Annotated in this window: 23 protein-coding genes (1 of these 23 running past the window's edge); 8 read left to right on the forward strand and 15 right to left on the reverse strand. The window is 40.4% G+C overall.

Going from position 1 to position 21,329, the window contains the following annotated elements; genetic code table 11:
- From perR to bcp, 3 genes are all read right to left on the reverse strand, one after another.
- On the reverse strand, positions 1–239 hold the 5' portion of the coding sequence (perR, locus tag MKX73_RS04185; RefSeq protein ID WP_340716414.1) for a peroxide-responsive transcriptional repressor PerR. Its footprint begins 208 nt before the window's first position; only the first 239 of its 447 coding nucleotides appear in the window; it begins with the start codon at positions 237–239; its stop codon lies off the left edge, out of view.
- Between the two features lie 176 nt (positions 240–415).
- Positions 416–1,363 carry a D-2-hydroxyacid dehydrogenase gene (locus tag MKX73_RS04190; RefSeq protein ID WP_340716415.1) on the reverse strand — a complete coding sequence of 316 codons (948 nt, stop codon included), beginning with the start codon at positions 1,361–1,363 and terminating at the stop codon, positions 416–418.
- A 23-nt stretch (positions 1,364–1,386) separates the two neighbouring features.
- Complete coding sequence (gene bcp, locus MKX73_RS04195; protein WP_340716416.1) at positions 1,387–1,854, reverse strand: thioredoxin-dependent thiol peroxidase; 468 nt, start codon at positions 1,852–1,854, stop codon at positions 1,387–1,389.
- A 133-nt stretch (positions 1,855–1,987) separates the two neighbouring features.
- On the opposite strand from bcp, the gene MKX73_RS04200 reads away from it, so the two are divergent.
- The gene (locus MKX73_RS04200) at positions 1,988–3,274 is read left to right on the forward strand and encodes a glutamate-1-semialdehyde 2,1-aminomutase (protein ID WP_340716417.1); all 1,287 of its coding nucleotides are present in this window, start codon (positions 1,988–1,990) and stop codon (positions 3,272–3,274) included.
- A gap of 68 nt (positions 3,275–3,342) precedes the next feature.
- Positions 3,343–4,437, forward strand: coding sequence for an FUSC family protein (locus MKX73_RS04205; protein WP_340716418.1), 1,095 nt, complete (start codon positions 3,343–3,345; stop codon positions 4,435–4,437).
- Positions 4,438–4,473: 36 nt separating this feature from the next.
- Here the strand turns inward: MKX73_RS04205 and nikC are convergent, their stop codons facing one another.
- The 9 genes from nikC to mutY all read right to left on the reverse strand — a co-directional run bounded on the left by nikC (position 4,474) and on the right by mutY (position 14,349).
- A complete protein-coding gene (gene nikC, locus MKX73_RS04210) occupies positions 4,474–5,364 on the reverse strand; it encodes a nickel transporter permease (RefSeq protein WP_340716419.1) in 891 nt (296 codons plus the stop codon).
- Between the two features lie 16 nt (positions 5,365–5,380).
- Positions 5,381–6,385 carry an ABC transporter permease gene (locus MKX73_RS04215; RefSeq protein ID WP_340716420.1) on the reverse strand — a complete coding sequence of 335 codons (1,005 nt, stop codon included), beginning with the start codon at positions 6,383–6,385 and terminating at the stop codon, positions 5,381–5,383.
- Positions 6,386–6,470: 85 nt separating this feature from the next.
- Positions 6,471–8,114 (reverse strand): ABC transporter substrate-binding protein, encoded by a 1,644-nt coding sequence (locus MKX73_RS04220; protein ID WP_340716421.1) that lies wholly within the window; start codon positions 8,112–8,114, stop codon positions 6,471–6,473.
- Positions 8,115–8,147: 33 nt separating this feature from the next.
- Positions 8,148–9,125 carry an ABC transporter ATP-binding protein gene (locus MKX73_RS04225; protein WP_340716422.1) on the reverse strand — a complete coding sequence of 326 codons (978 nt, stop codon included), beginning with the start codon at positions 9,123–9,125 and terminating at the stop codon, positions 8,148–8,150.
- Entirely contained in the window at positions 9,100–10,119 is a 1,020-nt protein-coding gene (locus MKX73_RS04230; RefSeq protein WP_340716423.1) for an ABC transporter ATP-binding protein, read from the reverse strand. Before MKX73_RS04230 ends, MKX73_RS04225 begins: the two co-directional genes overlap by 26 nt.
- Before the next feature lie 150 nt (positions 10,120–10,269).
- The gene (locus tag MKX73_RS04235; protein WP_340718841.1) at positions 10,270–11,994 is read right to left on the reverse strand and encodes an ABC transporter ATP-binding protein; all 1,725 of its coding nucleotides are present in this window, start codon (positions 11,992–11,994) and stop codon (positions 10,270–10,272) included.
- A gap of 152 nt (positions 11,995–12,146) precedes the next feature.
- Positions 12,147–12,695: a nucleoside tri-diphosphate phosphatase gene (gene ntdP / locus MKX73_RS04240; RefSeq protein WP_251690674.1), complete on the reverse strand. Its 549-nt coding sequence runs from the start codon at positions 12,693–12,695 to the stop codon at positions 12,147–12,149.
- A 243-nt stretch (positions 12,696–12,938) separates the two neighbouring features.
- Positions 12,939–13,244, reverse strand: coding sequence for a hypothetical protein (locus MKX73_RS04245; protein ID WP_340716424.1), 306 nt, complete (start codon positions 13,242–13,244; stop codon positions 12,939–12,941).
- A gap of 46 nt (positions 13,245–13,290) precedes the next feature.
- The gene (gene mutY / locus MKX73_RS04250) at positions 13,291–14,349 is read right to left on the reverse strand and encodes an A/G-specific adenine glycosylase (RefSeq protein ID WP_340716425.1); all 1,059 of its coding nucleotides are present in this window, start codon (positions 14,347–14,349) and stop codon (positions 13,291–13,293) included.
- A gap of 114 nt (positions 14,350–14,463) precedes the next feature.
- Here mutY and MKX73_RS04255 point away from each other — a divergent pair, with 114 nt between their 5' ends.
- The gene (locus tag MKX73_RS04255; RefSeq protein ID WP_340716426.1) at positions 14,464–15,453 is read left to right on the forward strand and encodes a metal-dependent hydrolase; all 990 of its coding nucleotides are present in this window, start codon (positions 14,464–14,466) and stop codon (positions 15,451–15,453) included.
- Positions 15,454–15,537: 84 nt separating this feature from the next.
- Here MKX73_RS04255 and MKX73_RS04260 read toward each other — a convergent pair whose 3' ends face one another.
- From MKX73_RS04260 to recX, 3 genes are read right to left on the reverse strand one after another with little or no spacing between them, the layout of a single operon-like run.
- Positions 15,538–15,807 carry a YfhJ family protein gene (locus tag MKX73_RS04260; RefSeq protein WP_340716427.1) on the reverse strand — a complete coding sequence of 90 codons (270 nt, stop codon included), beginning with the start codon at positions 15,805–15,807 and terminating at the stop codon, positions 15,538–15,540.
- Position 15,808: 1 nt separating this feature from the next.
- Positions 15,809–16,138, reverse strand: coding sequence for a YfhH family protein (locus tag MKX73_RS04265; protein ID WP_079523624.1), 330 nt, complete (start codon positions 16,136–16,138; stop codon positions 15,809–15,811).
- Positions 16,131–16,949, reverse strand: a complete 819-nt coding sequence (recX, locus tag MKX73_RS04270; RefSeq protein ID WP_340716428.1) for a recombination regulator RecX — start codon at positions 16,947–16,949, stop codon at positions 16,131–16,133. The genes MKX73_RS04265 and recX overlap by 8 nt, the downstream gene beginning before the upstream one ends.
- 106 nt (positions 16,950–17,055) lie before the next feature.
- Here recX and MKX73_RS04275 point away from each other — a divergent pair, with 106 nt between their 5' ends.
- The 5 genes from MKX73_RS04275 to MKX73_RS04295 all read left to right on the forward strand — a co-directional run bounded on the left by MKX73_RS04275 (position 17,056) and on the right by MKX73_RS04295 (position 21,326).
- Positions 17,056–17,955 (forward strand): TIGR01777 family oxidoreductase, encoded by a 900-nt coding sequence (locus MKX73_RS04275; RefSeq protein ID WP_340718842.1) that lies wholly within the window; start codon positions 17,056–17,058, stop codon positions 17,953–17,955.
- A gap of 49 nt (positions 17,956–18,004) precedes the next feature.
- Positions 18,005–18,796 (forward strand): polysaccharide deacetylase family protein, encoded by a 792-nt coding sequence (locus MKX73_RS04280; RefSeq protein WP_340716429.1) that lies wholly within the window; start codon positions 18,005–18,007, stop codon positions 18,794–18,796.
- Positions 18,797–18,927: 131 nt separating this feature from the next.
- Positions 18,928–20,289 carry a 23S rRNA (uracil(1939)-C(5))-methyltransferase RlmD gene (gene rlmD / locus MKX73_RS04285; protein ID WP_340718843.1) on the forward strand — a complete coding sequence of 454 codons (1,362 nt, stop codon included), beginning with the start codon at positions 18,928–18,930 and terminating at the stop codon, positions 20,287–20,289.
- A 282-nt stretch (positions 20,290–20,571) separates the two neighbouring features.
- Complete coding sequence (locus MKX73_RS04290; protein WP_340716430.1) at positions 20,572–20,967, forward strand: VOC family protein; 396 nt, start codon at positions 20,572–20,574, stop codon at positions 20,965–20,967.
- Positions 20,968–21,089: 122 nt separating this feature from the next.
- Positions 21,090–21,326, forward strand: a complete 237-nt coding sequence (locus tag MKX73_RS04295) for a carboxypeptidase (RefSeq protein WP_340716431.1) — start codon at positions 21,090–21,092, stop codon at positions 21,324–21,326.
- Positions 21,327–21,329: the final 3 nt, after the last annotated feature.

Consider the following 21,329-nt stretch of genomic DNA (forward strand, 5'->3'; position numbering starts at 1 on the left):
GCATCCCCATAAGTAAGCTCTTTTACTAAACCTACTTCACGAAAGACACGTAAATTATTATAAACTGTTGCTACACTCATATTAGGAAACTTATCGCAAAGCGCCTTGTATATATCATCAGCTGTTGGGTGAATCATACTTTGAATTAAATATTCCAAAATCGCATGACGCTGAGGAGTAATTCGTACACCAGTAGTCTTTAACGTGTCCAGCGCATCCTTCAAATGCAATTCAGACATCGTCATGCACCCCTTTTCATACATATTATTAATTTGTAATCGTTATAATTAGTGTAGCGAATTTGTCCATGCGTTGTCAACAATTGCTTATTCCAATTAAATTAAAAGTATTTGGTAAAAAAGCTAATTGAAAATGAAAACGATCAAAGGCTTATTCTATCGTCTAGCATTCTCAATTAGTAGCCTCGTAAAATATCCAGTTTATTTTCTAAATCATGTTCCCCATTGAGCCATTTTTCCAGACTCGGCTTGAAAATATCCAGACTGCGCTCCAAATAACGTGAGGAATGACTTGAAAAATGTGGTGAAAGTGTAACATTGTTCAAACCCCATAACGGGCTGTCTGCCGGTAATGGCTCGATTTCATAGACGTCCAATACAGCATGTTCTATTAACTCGTCTTGTAAAACGCCAACAAGGGTATCCGTTTCGACCAAATCTCCCCGCCCGAAATTCATAAAGATGGCAGAACTTTTCATCAGTTCAAAATGCTCTCGAGTCAGCATATGCTTCGTTTCCTTAGTAGATGGCAGCATGGAAAGAACAATATCCGCTTTCGGTAACTGCTCTTTTAAATCCTCCAGCTTATATGTCTCGTTCATATAAGGCGCATCGTTACCTGAGCGATTGCAGCCAATTGTATGTACGTCAAATGCCTGCAGAATGCGTCCTACTTCTCCGCCTATTGCACCCGGACCGATAATCAAAGCTGTACTTCCATTCAACTCTGTCGGTCGCGCCTTTTTATTCCATTCTTTCTTCTGCTGCTGCTCATAAATAAACGGCAATACACGTTTCAGTGATAAAATGTGAGCTAAAATCGATTCAGTCATCGGCTTCTTATGAATCCCGCGTACATTTGAAACGAGTATGTTACGTTTCGCAATCGCTTCTGCCGGCATTTTTTCAATTCCTGCAGATGCAACGAAAATCCATCGCAATTTATCTGCATGCTGTATATGCTCTTCTATTAAATCTTCCCCATATGTTACTAAAACATCTGTTTGAGCAAGTTTCTCCACATCCAGTTTCTTATCAAATAAAAAATCCACTTGAGGAAACTGTGCCAAAAGCGGCTGTTTTAAGTCTTCGCGCAGCTCAAATGTAAAATAAATCGTTACCATTGTCATTCCCCTTTGTGCACCTATTAATTCGTGCGATTTTTTAAATAGTTTAACACATCTTCTATATGATTTTTCACCCGTACTTTACGCCACTCTTTTTCAACGATTCCCTCTTCATTAATTAAAAACGTTGTACGTTCAATACCCATATATTCTTTCCCGAAGTTTTTCTTCAATGTCCATACACCATACTTCTCCGCAACTTCATGATTTTCATCCACTAATAATGAAAACGGCAGTCCGTGCTTTTCAATAAATTTTGTATGTTTCGCTGCATCATCCAAACTTACCCCTAAAATTACAGCATTCAAATCTGAAAAGTCCTTATATTTGTCGCGGAAGTCGCAAGCCTGTGTTGTACAGCCCGGTGTTAAATCTTTCGGGTAAAAATAAAGAATAACGTTTCTGCCTTTATACTGTTCCAGCGTAACCATTTCCCCTTCCTCGTTTTGCAATTCAAATGCCGGTGCTTGTAAATTTTCTAATGTCATGTCTATTCCTCCAAAATTTTCTTCTATGATACAAAACAATGCCCGATGCTTCAATTTCTTTGGCGTTCCCTTTCATTACATACTACAATAGATATGAAATCATTTCATGTAACCTATTTTGGAGGAATAAATTATGAATCATACTAAATCTGAACAGCTTCATACAGAAGCACTCGAACATATTGTTGGCGGGGTAAACAGTCCATCCCGTTCTTATAAAGCAGTAGGCGGTGGCGCACCGGTTGTCATGGTCCGCGGTAAAGGAGCATACTTTTGGGATGTGGACGGTAATCGTTACATCGATTATTTAGCAGCCTATGGACCGATCGTTACAGGGCATGGTCATCCGCATATTGCAAAAGCCATCGCACACGCAGCGGAAACCGGTGTATTATTCGGTACACCGACAGAGCATGAAATTAAATTCGCAAAAATGCTGAAAGAAGCTATCCCTACATTGGATAAAGTACGTTTTAACAACTCCGGTACAGAAGCCGTGATGACATGTGTACGTGTAGCACGCGCATTTACAGGCCGTACAAAGATCATTAAATTCGCCGGCTGCTACCACGGTCACTTCGACCAAGTACTTGTTGCTGCGGGATCTGGTCCGGCAACATTAGGTTCACCTGACTCAGCCGGTGTTCCTCATGCTGTCGCAACAGAAGTAATTACCGTTCCATTTAACAATAAGGAAGAATTTACACTGGCAATGGAAAAATGGGGCAATGATGTTGCAGGAATCTTAATCGAGCCAATCGTCGGCAACTTCGGAATTGTAGAACCGCATAAAGGATTTTTGGAACATGTACATGCATTGGCAAAAGAATATGGCGCATTAACAATTCACGATGAAGTCATTACAGCTTTCCGTTTCCACTACGGTGCAGCACATACAATGCTTGGTTTAACTCCGGACTTAGTCGCAATGGGGAAAGTAATCGGCGGCGGTTTGCCAATCGGTGCATACGGTGGTCGTAAAGAAGTTATGGAAACAGTCGCTCCACTTGGCCCTGCATATCAGGCTGGTACTATGGCCGGTAACCCTGCTAGTATGCAAGCAGGTATTGCATGTCTTGAAGTATTGCAGCAACCAGGGATTTATGAAGAAATGGATCGCTTAGGTGCTCTTCTTGAAGAAGGGATTTTAGCTGCTGCCAAAAAACATAATGTGACGATTACATTAAACCGTTTAAAAGGCGCATTTGCTATTTATTTTACGGATGTAAAAGTGGAAAACTATGAGCAGGCGGAAAATACGGACGGTGAAAAGTTCGGCCGCTTCTTTAAATTAATGTTATCCCAAGGCATCAACTTAGCCCCTTCAAAATATGAAGCATGGTTCCTGACGACAGAACATACAGAAGCAGACATGGAAGAAACGTTAAAAGCAGTGGATTACGCCTTTTCTCAACTATAATAACAACTGCCGCTATACATTTTATAGCGGCTTCTCTTCATTGACTCCCTCAGAAAGGAGGAAAGAACATGAAATTAGGTGCACGCGTTTTAAAAACGGGTGTTGCAATCGTTTTCGCCTTATTTTTAGCTCAAATACTGAATGTCCCCTCACCTGTGTTTGCTGCAATTGCTGCTGTTTTCGCAATCCAGCCATCTATTTACCGCTCTTATCTTACTATTTTAGAGCAAATACAGGGTAATATAATCGGCGCTACCGTTGCTGTCCTATTTGGTCTTGTCTTTGGACATCATATTGTGTCTGTCGGTATTGCCGCTATTATCGTACTTGGTATTATGATGAAACTAAAGCTCGAAAAGTCTGTATCCCTTGCACTTGTAACGATGATCGCCATTATGGAAGTACCGGGCGATGATTTTCTAATGTTTGGTTTAATCCGATTTAGTACTGTAATGCTGGGTGTATTTGCCGCTTTTGTTGTGAACTTATTGTTTTTACCGCCTAAATACGAAATAAAGTTATTTAAAAAGATCAACTCTGTTCAGGATGATATCATTCGCTGGACACGTTTAGCTGTCCGCCAAGCGAGTGAACATACATCTACAAAAATGGCCGTAAATAAACTGCAGTCACGCCTCAATGAAATTGATACAATGTACGGTTTTTTCAAAGAAGAACGCAGCTATTTCAGAAACCGGAAGTATGTAAAAGCCCGAAAGCTTGTTATTTACCGTCAAATGTTATTAACATCGAAAAAAAGCTATGAATTGCTCGTCCGTTTACACAAACATGAAAATGAGCTCGGGAAGTTGCCAAGTAAATTTCAAGTAATCATACAAGAACGTTTAGACTTCTTGTTGACGTACCATGAACAACTGTTGTTGAAATATACCGGAAAGCTTAGGCCTGAACATTCAAAATGGACACGGCATGAAGAATATCTGCAAGGCAGCGAGCTAATGGAGCAGTTTATCAAACAGATTGCCCTTGCTCAGGAAGAGGCGGAAGAAGATGAACAGTTTTCAAGCTACCATCTGCTTTATATATTATCGCGTATATTAGACTACGAGGAAAACCTGGAACATCTTGATACATTGATCGTTTCCTATCGCAGCTTCCACAGTGAAGAAAAAAACCTCGACTTGGAATCAGAGTTTTATTAACTAAAAAGAAGGTGTGCAGTTTTGCACACCTTCTTTTTAACTTTTCATCTTCGGATCAAGTGCATCGCGCAGTCCGTCACCCATAAGGTTAAAGCCGATTACTGTCAGCATAATCGCAAGTCCCGGGAAAATCATTGCCCATGGTGCGTTCAGTAAAAACATCCGCGCATCCGCAAGCATTTTCCCCCACTCCGGCTGGGGCGCTTCTGCACCAAGTCCTAAAAATCCTAGTGCCGCCGCTTCGATAATCGCTGTCGCAATCGCCAGTGTCCCCTGTACGATAACCGGAGTCATCGAGTTCGGCAAAATATGCTTCCATAGTATCCTGGAGTTTTTCATACCGATTGCTTTTGCAGCATGAATATACTCTTCTTCTTTAATGCTCAGCACCCGCGACCGGATCAGTCGGCCGAAGTTCGGTATATTAATAACCGCTATGGCAATTAATGCATTTTGCAGTGATGGTCCTAAAATCGATACAATTGCGATCGCCAATAAAATACTTGGAAACGCAAGCATAATATCAAAGATTCGTGAAATAATTGTATCAACCCAACGACCATAGTAACCTGCAATAATCCCTAAAAAACTGCCGGCAACTGCAGATATTAATACAGCCGATAAACCAACCGTCAATGAGATGCGGGCTCCATGTAAAATTCGCGAAAATATATCACGACCTAGATCATCTGTTCCAAACCAGAAATCAGCAGATGGAGGCTGCAGACGCACACTTAAATTCTGCTCATTTATACCTTGTGGTGCAAATAGAGGGCCGAATATTGCCAGAAGCACAAAGAATAACACAATTGCACTGCCGAACAGCGCAGACTTACTTTTCTTGAAATTCGTCCACGCCTCTTGCCACGGTCCCTTTACTCGTTCTTCTTCAATTCTCTGAACTTGATTTTGTATAATTTCAGCCATGCTATGCGCCTCCTCTCTAGTTGTATTTAATGCGCGAATCAATCACTGTATATAAAAGGTCGACAATCAGGTTAATCATTACGAATAAAAAGGCAACGATCAAAATACCTGACTGGATAACAGGATAATCGCGGAATCCTATCGCTTCGTATATATAGCGCCCAATTCCCGGCCAACTAAATATTGTTTCCGTTAAGATGGCGCCGCCTAAAAGCATACCCGTTTGTAAACCGACTACTGTCAAAACAGGAATCAACGCATTTTTCAATGCATGCTTATAAACAACAACGAACATTTTTTGACCTTTTGCCCGAGCTGTACGAACAAAATCCGAACGCATTACTTCCAACATCGAGGCTCTTGTCATACGTGCAATGATCGCCGTTGGAATCGTTGCAAGTGCAATGCCAGGTAATAATAAGTGCTTTAACACAACAATAAATTGATCGAACCGGCCTTGCAATAATGTATCAATTAAGTAAAAGTGCGTAATTGCCGTAACCGGATCCCGAACTTCTTCCCGTCCCGATGTTGGCAACCAGCCGAGCTGAATACCGAATGCCCATTGCTCCATTAAACCTAACCAGAAAATCGGCATTGAAACACCGATTAAAGCAATCACCATTGCTAAGTAATCAAACCATGAATTTTGAAACCATGCAGAAACAATCCCTGCATTTACCCCGACGATAATTGCAATAATCATCGCGAAAAATGCCAGTTCAAAAGTAGCTGCTAAATAAGGCCACATTTCAGAAGAGATCGGCTGCCTCGTTCTTAATGACTCCCCCAAATCTCCTGTTACAATTCCTTTTAAGTAATCGAAATATTGTACATACCACGGATTATCCAGACCCAATTTCAGGCGAAGTGCCGCGATTGCATCTGCAGTAGCCTGCTGTCCTAAAATGACTTGTGCCGGATCACCGGGAATGGCACGAATGATCAGAAATACTAAAAAGGTCATCCCAAGTAATACAGGTATTAAATGCAGTAGACGTTTGCCAATGTAGTGAAGCATGCTCTTCACCCCTTTTATGAATGTATGTTTCTACTAGTTGAAAAAAAAGGAGAGGAATATTCCTCCCCTTTCACTTAAATTTCTATTACTCCATTGAAACGTTATCTAATTTATCAGAGCCTGTCGGGTGTGGCAGGAACCCTTTCACACCAGCTTTAGCTGCAAGTAATGGTGTAGAGTGTGCAAGCGGTACCCATGGAGCATCGTCATGAATGATTTCCTGTGCTTTTTTGTATAAATCGTTACGCACATTTTCATCTGTTTCAGACTGCGCCTGAATTAATAGACTATGAACTTCTTCATTAGTATAGTACGCATAGTTGTTTGAACCGATATTGTCTTTGTCTAATAATGTGTAGATGAAGTTGTCTGCATCTCCATTATCACCAGTCCAGCCAAGCATGAATGCATCGGCTTCACCGTTGTTCGCTTTTTCTAAATATGTTGCCCACTCAAATGTTACGATTTTCGATGGGATACCAACATCTTCTAAGTTCTTTTGAATAACTTCCGCCACTTTCGCTCCGTCCGGCATATATGGACGAGGTACCGGCATTGCCCATAATTCAATTTCTTTTCCGTCATAGCCAGCTTCAGCTAATAAAGATTTCGCTTTTTCAGGATCATACGGATATGGAGAAATTGCATCATTGTAACCGCTGATTGATGGTGGCATCGGGTTTGCCGCCACTTCTGCACGTCCTTCAAAGAACGCATCCACAATCGCCTGTTTATCGATTGCATAGTTCACTGCTTGACGTACCAGTTTGTTATCAAACGGTGCACGTGTATTCGTTAAACCTAAATAGCCAATGTTCATTGATGGACGTTCAATTAGTTGTAACGCAGAATCGCCCTCAACTGTTTTACCGTCTGAAGGGTTAATACCATCAGCTAAATCGATATTGCCTGCCATTAATTCATTTAAACGAGCAGAGTTATCAGGAATTGAACGGAAGATAACTTTATCTAATTTCGGTAAACCTTCTTGCCAGTAGTCTTCAAACTTCTCAATCGTGATTGAGTCATTACGTTTCCATTCAGTAAATTTAAATGGACCTGTACCTACTGGATTATCGCCGAATTTATCGCCTGCTGCTTCAAATGCAGTTGGTGAACCAATTCCGAACGGGCTCATCGCCAAGTTTTTAAGGAATGGTGCCTGCGGACGAGAAAGTGTGAATACAACTGTGTAATCCCCTTCTGCCGTTACATCTTTAATAATATCTTCGCCCTCTGCTTTAAACATAGAGTTGAAGTAGTAGAAATCTTCCTCTTTTCCACCTTTCCAGCGATTGATATTTTTAATGACTGCTTCTGCATTGAAGTCTGTGCCATCATGGAATTTTACACCTTCCTGAAGCTGGAATGTGTAAGTTAAACCATCTTCACTTACTTCCCATTCTTTTGCTAGTCCAGGGTTGATCGTTGTATCTTGCTCCCCGAAGTTCAGTAATGTTTCAAATAGATTTTGTGTTACTTTGAATGATTCGCCATCTGTTACGATACCTGGGTCAAGTGAAACAGAATCTGCTCCACGGCCAAATACTAATACTTGAGGTGTTGTAGAACTTGAATTGTCTGTCGTACTGCTGTCTGTATTTGTACTTGAATCATTGCTTGTTTCTGATGATGACGTTTCTTCATCGTCAGCACCACAAGCTGCTAAAAATAATGACATTACTAATAGCATCATAAGACTTACTAAATACAATTTACCTTTCCTCAATAAAAAAACCCCCTAGACTTTTTTAATCTATTATCATTGTGGCGTTTCATATAAATGACACGCTACAGAATGACCTGGTTTAACTTGCTGGAGCACCGGAATTACTTGTTTGCACTTATCCATCGCAAAAGGACAGCGTGTATGGAATGTGCATCCTGTCGGCGGGTTTGACGGGCTCGGTATATCACCTTTCAGCAATAGCTGTTCCCGCTCAAACTGCGGATCCGGAATTGGTACAGCCGATAATAGCGCTTGTGTATAAGGATGTAATGGCTCATGATATAACGATTCGCTTTCCGCGATTTCGACAAGCCTGCCTAGGTACATCACGCCTACCCGGTCACTAATATGTCGCACAACCCCTAGATCATGGGCAATAAATATATATGTCAGTTTCAAATCTTCCTGCAACCGCTGCATTAAATTTAAAACTTGCGCTTGAATCGATACGTCCAGTGCAGATACCGGTTCATCTGCAATAATCAGTTTCGGATTTGTCATTAGGGCTCTGGCGATACCGATCCGCTGTCTTTGTCCGCCGCTAAACTGGTGAGGATAGCGCTTCGCATGATAGGAGCTTAAACCGACAATTTCCAAATATTCATGGACTTTCTTTTTACGCTCCTTCGCATTCCCGATCCCGTGGACAATTAAAGGTTCCTCTAAAATTTTTTCAACTGTATGCCTTGGATTTAATGAAGCATACGGATCCTGGAACACCATTTGAATCTCACGTCGTACTTTACGCATTTGTTCGCTGTTTAATTTTGTAAGCTCTACCCCATCAAATGTCACCTGGCCGTCTGTCGGTTCATGCAATCGCATAATCGCCCTGCCTGTAGTAGATTTCCCGCAACCGGATTCCCCTACAATGCCCAATGTTTCCCCTTCATAAAGCTCAAACGATACGTCATCGACAGCCTTCACATCACCGATATGGCGTGCGAACATCCCATGCCGGATCGGAAAATACTTTTTCAGATTGTCAACTTTCAGCAGCACTTTCGACATGTGGAACTCCCCCTTCTTCCATATCCAATAAGAAGCATCTTGCTCTATGTGTACCTGATGATTCGTATAGTGGAGGATTATTTGTTAAGCAACGATCGAATGCATATTCGCAACGTGCTGCAAATCGGCATCCTTCCAAAATCGAGCCTGGTTTTGGAACATTCCCGGGAATCGAATAAAGCGTATCCTTTTTGTAACGCATATCCGGTACTGACTGGATAAGCCCTTTCGTATAAGGATGCTGGGGGTTTCTAAATATTTCATTAACCGGAGCTTCTTCTACGATTTGCCCCGCATACATAACAATGACGCGCTCACAAGTTTCCGCAACTACACCTAAATCATGTGTAATGAGTAAAACAGCTGTGTTCAACCGTTCATTTAAATCCCTCATTAACTTTAAAATTTGGGCTTGGATTGTTACATCAAGGGCTGTTGTCGGTTCATCGGCAATAAGCACTTTCGGATTACATACAAGAGCCATCGCAATCATTACACGTTGCCGCATTCCTCCCGACAGCTGATGTGGATAGTCTTTAAGCAACTGTTCCGCGCGCGGCAAACCGACCAGCTTCATGATTTCCACCGCTCGGGCACTCGCTTCTTTTTTCGACCATTTCGGATGGTGGATCCGGATTGCTTCGATCAACTGATTGCCGATTGTAAACAATGGATTCAGCGAAGTCATCGGCTCCTGGAAAATCATTGCGATTTCATTGCCTCTGATTTTGCGCATTTGCTTATCGGAAAATTTCGTAATATCTTGCCCTTTCAACAAAATTTCTCCATTTGTAATTTTTCCTGGAGGACTCGGTACAAGCCCCATAATAGAGAGGGAAGTTACACTTTTACCACAACCAGACTCCCCTACGATGGCGAGAATTTCCCCTTCATGAATTGAAAAGCTTATTCGATCGACAGCTGCAACCTTCCCACTGTCTGAAAAAAATGTCGTTTCTAACTCTCTCACTTCAAGCACAGCTTTTCGACTCATTTAACCACCCCAAATTTTCTGAAGATTAAAAAGTATTTGAAAATATGATATTATAACATCTACTAATTTACAACATTATCGTAAAAAAATGTAATATTAATATATAAAAAAAGTGACCATGCTGATTTATCTCAACATAGTCACTCTGTTTTAATCTAATTTTTGTACTTGGAATAAGTTATAATATGCTCCTTGCTGCTCCATTAGTCTTTGATGTGTACCGGATTCTATTACTTCTCCGTGATCGATAACGATAATGTTGTCGGCATGGGTAATTGTAGACAGTCGGTGAGCGATAATAATCGTCGTCCGCTCATGTGCTAAACGGTCAAGCGAGTCTTGAATCAGCGCTTCACTTTCCAGATCGAGTGCAGAAGTTGCCTCATCCAATACTAGAATTGGCGGATTTTTCAGGAATACTCGTGCAATTGCAACACGCTGTTTCTGCCCTCCTGAAAGTTTGACACCGCGTTCTCCTACTTTCGTGTCATAGCCTTCCGGTAAACCCATAATAAAGTCATGGGCATTTGCCGCTTTTGCAGCAGCAATGATTTCCTCGTCTGTCGCATGCGGATTTCCCATCAAAATATTCTGCTTCACTGAATCACTAAATAAAATATTATCCTGTAATACTATCCCGATTTGCGAGCGTAATGATTCAATCGTTACATCTTTAACGTTTTGATCATCAATTTTCACCGCTCCTTCTGTCACATCGTAGAAGCGCGGGATTAAGCTGACGATTGTCGATTTCCCTCCGCCGCTCATACCTACAAAGGCAACAGTTTGTCCAGGTTCAATCGTGAAATCAACTTCATTTAAGATTGTGTTTCCATCTTTATCATACTTGAATGTAACATGATCAAATTGAAGCTTCCCTTTTGCTGCGGGTAACACCATTGCGTTAGGCTTGTTTTGAACTTCATATTTCTCATCCATAAGTTCAAACATTCGGTCCATCGAGGCAATTGACTGAGTCAATGTTGTCGATGAACTCACCAATCGGCGAAGCGGTCCATACAGGCGTTCAATGTAGGCATAAAATGCAACAAGCACACCGATGGATAGGTCACCTTGTAAAAACTGATAACCTGCATAACCAATTACGATCAGCGGCGCCATATCCGTAATAGTATTAACGACAGCAAAAGATTTGGCGTTCCAGCGTGAATGGTCCAGCGCCTTATCAAGAAACTCTCCATTCGTTTCATCGAAGATTTTCTGCTCGTGCTTTTCCAATGTAAAACTTTTAATGATGCTCATACCGGCAACACGTTCATGTAAATAACTTTGAACACCTGCCAAAGCCTGCGAGCGTTCCTTCGTCAAACTGCGAAGTCTTCCGAAGAAATACTTTACACTAAATGCGTAAAACGGCAGTGCTATAAGCGATACGAGTGTCAACTTAACATCCATTGCAAACATAACAGCGATTACGATTAAAATGGTCGCCAAATCGAGCCATAAGTTCATCAATCCGGTCATAACAAAGTTTTTCGTCTGCTCAACATCATTGATAACTCGCGAAATTACCTCACCGGCCCTCGTATTCGCATAATACTTTAAGCTTAATTTTTGTAAATGCCCATACAATTCTTTACGTATATCAAATAAAATATTGTTACTCAAGTTTTGCGCAAAGTATTGGCGGTAATATTCGATTGGTGGTCGAACAACAAAAAATAATACAAGTGCAATTCCAATCCATGTAAATAATTGGCTTGTTTTTTCTTCTGTAGACATACCATCCTTCAATAATATATCGTCGATAATTATTTGCAGGAGCCACGGCAAAAACAGCGGAATCGCAAATTTAAGTATGCCGATTACGATTGTTAAGAATAAAAGCAGTTTATACGGCTTGACGAACCGCATATAACGTTTAATACTATCCAATGCAAAAAACACTTCCCCTCAGAAATTTTGCAACAGCAATTATCATAACATAATTCCCCATTAAACATTTACACATGTACTTTACCCAAAAGAAAAACACAAGCAACATAAAAAAATTGCTTGTGTCTCACCTACTCTTTATTTGCCTGAATTTCACTCAATAAGATATACCGGTTTGTCCAGGATTCTATAAAGTCCGGAGCGAATGGTCCACGGCGTTGTTCAATCCAACTTACCAATGTTTTAACGTTACGCTGTAAAATTTTATCTATGACTTCGGGGTAGTTCATTTCCAATCTGTGCTGTTCATATTCATCTTCATCCAATAATGCATGACTCATATCAGGAAACACTTTTACATCCAAATCATAGTCAATATATTTTAAGCAGTTGTTATCAAACACAAACGGTGAACTGATGTTGCAATAGTAATACACACCATCATCCCGCAACATACAAATAATATTGAACCAATGCTCTGCATGAAAGTAACAAATCGAGGGCTCACGTGTCAGCCATGTGCGACCATCTGATTCAGTAACAAGTGTTTTTTCATTTGCACCGATAATAATATTTTTAGTTGCTTTTAATACCATCGTTTCTTGCCAGACACGGTGGATGTTACCATTGTGCTTATAACTATGTATTTGGATTTTTTCTCCTTCAACCGGTAATGCCATCATAAAGCCCACCTTTTCGTCTTAGCTAAAAATTCTAGCAGTCTTTATTGTATTATAACAATGCTTTGGCAAAACTTGTAGTTCGAATGCAATTATTTTCAATTTTGCGTGAAAATTATTGCGAATCCTTAACAGGTGCACATATTAAAATTTTGGCTTCTTTTACATTTCCCCGCTCTTTCTTTTTAAAACAAAAAAGATGCTCTGAAAGTTTGCACTTTCAGAACATCTTTCTGCACTTCATTAGAAGTTGTTGTTGTTACGCTTTGCGAATTGTGCGTTACGCTGTTCTTGTTCGCGTTGCTGTTTTTGGTTTTGTTGTTGAACTTCATTGAAGTTTATGTCTTGACCGAACTCTTCGTTGTTGTTTTGTCGGTTATTTTGTTTTTGATTTTGTTTTTGATTTTGATTTTGGTTTTGGTTTTGGTTTTGCTGGTTGAATTCGTTGAAGTTTAGTTCTTGACCAAACTCTTCACGGTTATTTTGCTGGTTATTATTACGTTGGTTCTGATTTTGCTGTTTATTACGGTTTTGTTCATTGCGACTCATCTTTTGTCACCTCCATGACCATTATTGTGGTCCGGTGATAAAAGAATTATGCATTTATTTTTCGCCAGATATTTAACATCGGCACAGGCATTGGTAAATGGGCAATTTGCTCTTTTGTAAAGAAAGCCGTATTTTCCGCGTTGCCGTTCATTTCAACTGCATCCACTAAATAGCTGTCAATATGCCATTTCAAATGGGAAAATACATGTTTGAAACTTAAAATCGGTTCTTTAAAATTGCGCTCGAAAGTTACGTTATATTGTTTTTCCACTTTGGTTAAACTGTTTTCATCTGCCTGGCGCTCAATCATGATAAACTGCCACATATTTGCGAGCAGGCCATTTTCCGGACGTTTCTCCATTAAAAAGCGTCCTTCTTTGTCACGAATAATATAAACATCATATTCAATATTTTTTGTTTTCAGCTTTTTGGATTTAACCGGTAAGCTGGACGGGTCACCTTCATGGAATGCTGTGCAATAATCACGCACCGGACATAATAGGCATTTTGGTGAAGTCGGTGTACAAATCAATGCCCCAAGCTCCATCAGTCCTTGATTAAATGCAGATGCATTTTCAGGATCAATCAGCTCCGTTACCGCTTGTTCAAAAATTTTCTTTGTTTTCGGCAATGCGATATCTGCATCTATATTTAATACACGGCTTAGTACACGCATAACATTTCCGTCTACAGCATGTTCCGGCTTTCCGTATGCAATACTTAATATCGCTCCCGCTGTATAAGGTCCAACACCTTTTAACTTTGAAATGTCGACGCGGTTATCCGGTACTTTTCCGCCATATACTTCGACGACCTCCCGGACACCCGCCTGTAAGTTACGGACACGGGAATAATATCCTAGACCTTCCCACATTTTAAGCAGTTCTTCTTCCGGTGAATAGGCTAAGCTTTCCGCTGTCGGGTATTTTTCTATAAAACGGTTGTAATATGGAATGACTGTATCCACTCTTGTTTGCTGCAGCATTACTTCAGACACCCATATTTGATACGGTTCTTTCGTACGACGCCAAGGCAAATCTCGCTGTTCTTCCGAAAACCATTGCACTAATGCCTGGCGAAATTGTTTTGTATATGGATAGTTCACATTGTCCTCCAAAAATTCGATTTTATTTCCTTAAAAAAGGGTATATTATAATGTGGATACTATTGCTAAATTTTTCCGTTCTCGAACGGTTTCAAGATCGAGGGGTTGATACACTTGGATTCAGGCACACATTTCGTCATGGGGATTGCTATCGGAGGCCTAGCACTTGTAGACCCGACTGTCGCAAGTCATTCCATGACCTTTACGGCTGTAATGGCTGGAACGATTATCGGACAACAGGCACCGGATATTGATACGGTTTTAAAACTTCGTAATAATGCAGTTTATATACGCCATCACCGGGGGATTACACATTCAATACCTGCCGTTTTGCTATGGCCTCTCTTAATAACAGGTGTACTCGCTCTTATTTTACCTGATGTCCATCTATTTAATGTCTGGCTATGGACACAGATCGCCGTATTTTTACATGTGTTTGTAGATATTTTCAATGCATACGGTACACAGGCATTGCGGCCGTTTTCAAAAAAGTGGGTTGCACTTGGTGTTATTAACACATTTGATCCATTTATATTTACGATGCACTGTATCGGAATTCTGCTCTGGTTATTAGGGACAGAACCCGTTCTTACATTTACGGTCATGTACATCATTATTTTCTTCTATTATATTATACGTTTTGCTCTTCAAAAGGCGGTTAAAACCGCTGTCCATCATGAACTGCAGGATGAAGAATTTGTAATTGTCGCTCCAACAATGCGCTTTTTCCATTGGAAAGTCGCTGCAAAATCTAAAACGCACTTTTATGTTGGCCGTGCCTATCGCAGATCCGTCAATATTTACGATAAGTTCGAAATTGAGCCTATCCCAAAAACGGAGCTCGTTGAAAAGGCGATAAAAGATCCAAATTTAGATGCCTTTTTATCATTTTCACCACTTTACCGGTGGGAACTTTCAGAACTTGAAAGCGGCATAACAGAACTGCGTTTGATCGATTTACGCTACCGCAGTAACGATCGCTATCCTTTTGTTGCAGTCGCCCATTTAGATGAAGAGCTTAACATTGTCAATTCTTATACCGGCTGGATTTTTACAGAAGAAAAACTGCAGAAACGACTGCAAATAGGAGCCGGCAATGACTGAATAAAAAGACGGAAAACCACCAGCCACAACTGGTGGTTTTATGTTGCAATTCAGCATAGAAGCTAGACAATTGCTGAATTGGTCTTAATTAAACGTATCATCACTGTCATTTAAAAGTTGTGCATATTTCGGGTTTTGTGCCGCAAATAAATGAAGCTTATCCCCATAACTTTCAATTAACTGGCTCACTAATTTAGCTGTATATTCCGCGCCGCGGTAATCCGCACCCGCTTTGGCAGATGTCGACTCGAAATCACTGCATAATAATTCCACCCATGTACGGGCACGACCTGTTGGTAATTTAGGATTTTTAGCTAATAATTGTTCCGTTAATCTTTGATATAATTCTTCCATGCTACTTCCCTTCTTTCATTGGACGTAATATAGAAACCGGTAATGCTTCTTCAAAACGTTCCGACCCCAATCGGTGTCCCCATGCAAAGCGGCCTTTTAAATAATCTACTTGGAAAAACTCACCTGGCGATCCATTCAGACGATAGATTTCACCCGGAATAATTGTTGAAAGGTCCACTAAATACGCCTCTGCCATCAATGCTTTACGCTCATATACGGCATACTCATTTACAATCCCCAATTGCTCCGCTTTTCTTGCACGTTCACGTAAATTTGCAATTTCCTGACGTAATTCCTGTTCAGACATTGAACTATATGTTAATTCATTCATTATGTTGTTGCTCCTTCTGTTCAATATATTCATTTATTTTCTCTATGGGAAAGCCCTTTTGATAAAGTGCCTGTTTAACTTTTTGCCGAAGCTCGGACCCTGTTAATTTGGATGCATATTTGCGCCAAATTTTATCACCTTGAGCTTCTATTAACTCGGACCATTCATCTTCATCACGCTCTAATGTAATCCGGCCGAGTATTTCTTTAACAATCTCATAGGAATAACCTTTACGCAACAGCACATCCTGAATTTTCTGCTTCACTTGTGTCGGCGTTTTGTTTGTATTGGAACGCATGGCTTTTTCCGCCAATTCCATTGCAAGCTTTAACTGTTCATCCTGTTCAAATGTCGCCAATACTTTTTGCTGCAAACTTTTATCAATTCCTTTTTGCGTCAAGTCTTGGCGGATTGCAGCCGGTCCTTTTTTTGTCGTACGCTTTCGCGTTTCAAGCAGTGCTTTTGAATAACTTTCATCATTTAAAAAGCCTAAGTCCGTTAATTTATGAATAGCTTCCTGTACAACTGCCTCCCCATGCCCTGCTTTCAGAAGTTTGGTTTTCACTTCATGTTCACTGCGCATTTGGAAACTTAAAAAGTTAAGCGCCTTGTTAAACGCTTTTGCAATTTCATCTTCATATTGTATTTCATCTATTTCCATCTGCTCAAGTACTTTGCCTTTTTGCAAACCGAACTTAATAAGTGTGCCTTCATCAACGGCAAAAGCATATTTTTCATTCAAGTATATATTGTAGCGCTCTTGATTGTTTTTTTGACGACCAATTTTTGTAATGATTTGGACTTGCACCATATACACCTCACAATAACAATGTACATTCTAGTATACATCTTTTTACTTATAGTTTCATGGAACGGTATACTAATAGGAACAAAAAGAATTAAGGGCGGTGTTTGCTATAAAAGTTGCAATTGCAGGCGGTACAGGAATGGTCGGCAGGAGATTGAGCAAGCTATTACTTGAACAAGGTCACGAAGTCATAGTTTTGACACGGGGAAAGCAGAATACAGAAAATAATATCCAATATGTGCAGTGGCTAAATGATGGTGCAACACCGGAGCACCATGTTGAAAATACGGATGCATTCGTAAATTTAGCTGGGGTGTCTCTTAATGAAGGAAGATGGACAGATGAGCAAAAACAAAAAATCCTCTCAAGTCGTTTGGAATCTACCGGCGAAATCATCCGAATTATAAAAAACGTGAAGCACAAACCGAAAGTCCTCATTAATGCGAGCGCTGTTGGTATTTATCCTGTTTCCGAAACAGCTGTTTATACGGAAACAGCTACAAAAACAGCTACTGATTTTTTAGGAAACGTTGTTGCCCAGTGGGAAGAAAAAGCAATGCAGGCTCAACAACTGGGCATTCGCACTTGTTTAACCCGTTTTGGCGTTATTTTGGAAAAGGGCGAAGGTGCATTGCCGATGATGGTACTTCCTTATAAACTTGGTGTTGGCGGAACGATCGGATCGGGCAGACAGTGGCTTAGCTGGATTCATGTAGAAGATGTGGCACGTGCTATTCTTTTTGCAATAGAAAACGATAAATTATCAGGACCGATTAATTTTACATCACCAAATGTAAAACGAATGAAGCAGTTCGGGCATTCGATTAGTAAAGCAATAAAGCGTCCGCATTGGTTCCCGGTACCAAGCATTGCTTTAAAGCTTGCTCTTGGCGAGAAGAGTATGCTCGTACTGGAAGGTCAGCATGTCGTACCCGAAAAATTATTAAATGCAAATTTCGAATTTAAGTTTGTTTCTGTAGAAGATGCAATTCGTGATCTATATGAATAAAACAATGCTTTTCACGCAACCTACCTTGTAAAAGGAGGTTGCTTTTTCATTGAAAAAACATATTTTAGGGATTACCTTCGTGTTAATCGCCACATTTATTTCCTTTATATCTGTATCTGATGCAAAAGCAGAGGAATTTCATTGGGGCTTCAAGCCAAGCCGTAATGGTGCACCTGTAGAAATAGGAGAACCGCTTGAGTCTATGTTAAGTAAATACGGAGCTATTTATAAAGGTAATGAAGAAAAGAAAATTGTTTACTTAACATTCGATAACGGCTACGAAAACGGCTATACAGAAAGTATTTTAAATACTTTGCGGGAAGAAAAAGCCCCCGCCACTTTTTTCTTGACCGGTCATTATTTAACGAGCGCGACCGATTTAGTGAAAACGATGGTTAAGGATGGTCATATTATCGGAAATCACTCTTACGGACACCCTAATATGGCGCGTCTGACCCCTGAGGAAATGAAGAAGGAATGGAAACAGTTTGATGATAAATTGAATGAACTGACTGGTGTCAAACGGACTTATTACGCCCGACCGCCTGAAGGGACCTTTAATGAAGAAGTTCTGAAAGTCGGCAATGAAGCAGGTTATCGCCATATGTTCTGGTCGATCGCTTTTAAAGACTGGCTGAAAGATGAACGACGCGGCGCAAAATATGCTTATGATGCATTGATGAACCAGCTTCATCCAGGTGCCATTATTTTAATGCATACAGTAGCACAGGATAATGCAGAAGCTTTACCGCAATTTATAAAAGATGCAAAAGCACAAGGTTACACATTCGGCTCTTTGGATGACCTGGTGCTTGAATACGAAAAAATTTCCCCGTATTAGAAAAGTAGCGTTCCTTTCTTTTCATTGTACTTTCCGTTATACTGTAATGATGAAGAAAAGGAAGTGACTCGCACTAAATTTTGGTGCGAGTTACTCTATTTAAAGGACGTGTAAACTTGAGTGAACTAAAAATGGAAGTCGGGCAAAAGTTCCCGTTAACGATAAAACGCCTTGGGATTAATGGTGAAGGTGTCGGTTTTTATAAACGCAATGTCGTATTCGTAAAAGGTGCGATCCCAGGAGAAGAAGTAACAGTAAAATTAACAAAAATATCACCGAAATTTGCTGAAGCGGAAATTTTGACAATACGTAAAGCAAGCGAATTCCGTCAGGAAGCACCTTGCCCTGTGTATTCTGAATGTGGCGGTTGTCAATTACAGCATATGACATATGACGCGCAGTTAATGAATAAGCGAGATATCGTCGTACAAGCATTCGAAAAATATGCAAAGGAAATCGGACAAACAGCTGAAATCCGTCCAACAATCGGAATGGATAATCCTTGGCATTACCGGAACAAATCACAGTTCCAAGTTCGTAAAGAAGGCAAACGTGTATATGCAGGTCTGTTTGCAGAAGGAACAAACCAGCTTTTAAATATTAATGACTGTCTTGTACAGCATCCTGTAACTTCAAAAATTACAGTTGCTACCCGTAAAATTTTACAAAAGCTGAATATCCCTATTTATGATGGGAAAACGTTAAACGGCTTAGTACGTACAATTGTTGTCCGTACTGGTATGCGCTCTGGCGAAACACAAGTATGTCTTGTCACAACGCGACGTGAACTTCCGCATAAAGAGGAATTGATTGAACGTATTAAAAAGATTGACCCTTCAATCGTATCTATTACACAAAACGTCAACCGTGAGAAAACATCGTTAATATTCGGTCCAGACACTTATATTTTAGATGGGAAAGACGCAATCCATGAAAAGTTGGGCGAATTTGCATTTGATTTATCAACACGTGCATTTTTCCAGCTTAACCCTGAACAAACAGTACATTTATACAATGAAATTAAAAAAGCCGCGGCACTGACAGGAAAAGAAAATGTTGTCGATGCATACTGCGGTGTTGGTACTATCGGTATGTGGCTGGCAGAAGGTGCCCGTGAAGTGCGCGGTATGGATAATGTCGATGAAGCAATTGCAGATGCAAAGTACAATGCACGTACAAACCCTAACCTGCAGCATGTACGCTTCTTCCCGGGCTCTGCAGATAAATGGCTGTTCCGCTGGTCAAAAGAAGATTACCGTCCAGATGTCATTTGTGTGGATCCGCCTCGTACAGGTTTAGAGCCAGGCTTTATTAGAACAGTATTAAAAATCAAACCAAAGCGCTTCGTCTACACATCTTGTAACCCGTCAACACTGGCGCGTGATTTAAAGGAATTATCAAAGGCTTACAACGTTGAATATATTCAACCGGTCGACATGTTCCCGCAAACGGCACAGGTAGAATGTGTTGTGAAACTGACTTTAAAAAAATAGTAAAACTATACACTTAAAGAATGAAACAGCATTTATCCCACAAAGATAAATGCTGTTTTTTTATACATAAACTGATTTCCACTTCGGGGACGCTTTCCAGGGACGTGGCCTGACCCAGTAGTCTCAGGCTCACGCTAATCCCCCTAGGAGTCGCCCCTCCATTCCAATCAATTTAATATTTCTTTATAAAATTTATCCAAGTTCAATTCTATTTTGGTAAAAACTTGCAAATAAACTTCAATTGACGCAATATTGAATTAAATATATTTTGGAGGGATCAAATTGGGAAGAATTATTCATTTTGAAATTCATGTAGACGATATGGAACGTGCAAAAAACTTCTATCAGACTGTTTTTGGATGGAATTTTGAAGATTATAGTGAATATGCAGGCATGCCGTATTTTGGAGCGATTACCGGCGACGACCAATACCCAGGCATAAATGGTGCTTTAATGCAGCGTCAGGGCCCCTCCCCTTCAGAAGGACAAAGTGTCAATTCTGCGGTCTGTACTTTAGGCGTAAGTGATTACGATGAAACCGAAGCAAAAATTTTAGCTAATGGCGGCAAAGTAGCATTGCCTAAATACGCGCTGCCAGGTATGGCTTGGCAAGGTTATTTCATCGATACGGAAAATAATATTCTGGGTATTCATCAGCCAGATCCGGAAGCAAAATGACATGTAAGCGGCGCAACCTTATTTTATACGGTTGCGCCGCTTTTTTAAGACAATCATTTTAGCAGAACCTCCCCCACTTCTATATTTTTCATGTAAAATAGAAATCGCCAGGAGGTATTAATATGAAAAACTTTCTATTTACAGTAATCACTTTTATAGTTTCTTATTGGGCAATCTCATCTTTTGCAGGCTTCATCTTCCCAAGCAATGATGAAAGCTCAGCAATTTCAGCAAGCTCACTTCAAGCTGCTGTGACATTTGGTGGTGTAAACTATCTAAATGTGTTCATCTACATAATTTTATCGATGATTTTTACAGCAATAGTCTTCTTTTCAGTAAAAAGCAGACGTTCCAATTAAGAG

Source organism: Solibacillus sp. FSL W7-1436 (assembly GCF_038007305.1).
Classification (GTDB): domain Bacteria; phylum Bacillota; class Bacilli; order Bacillales_A; family Planococcaceae; genus Solibacillus.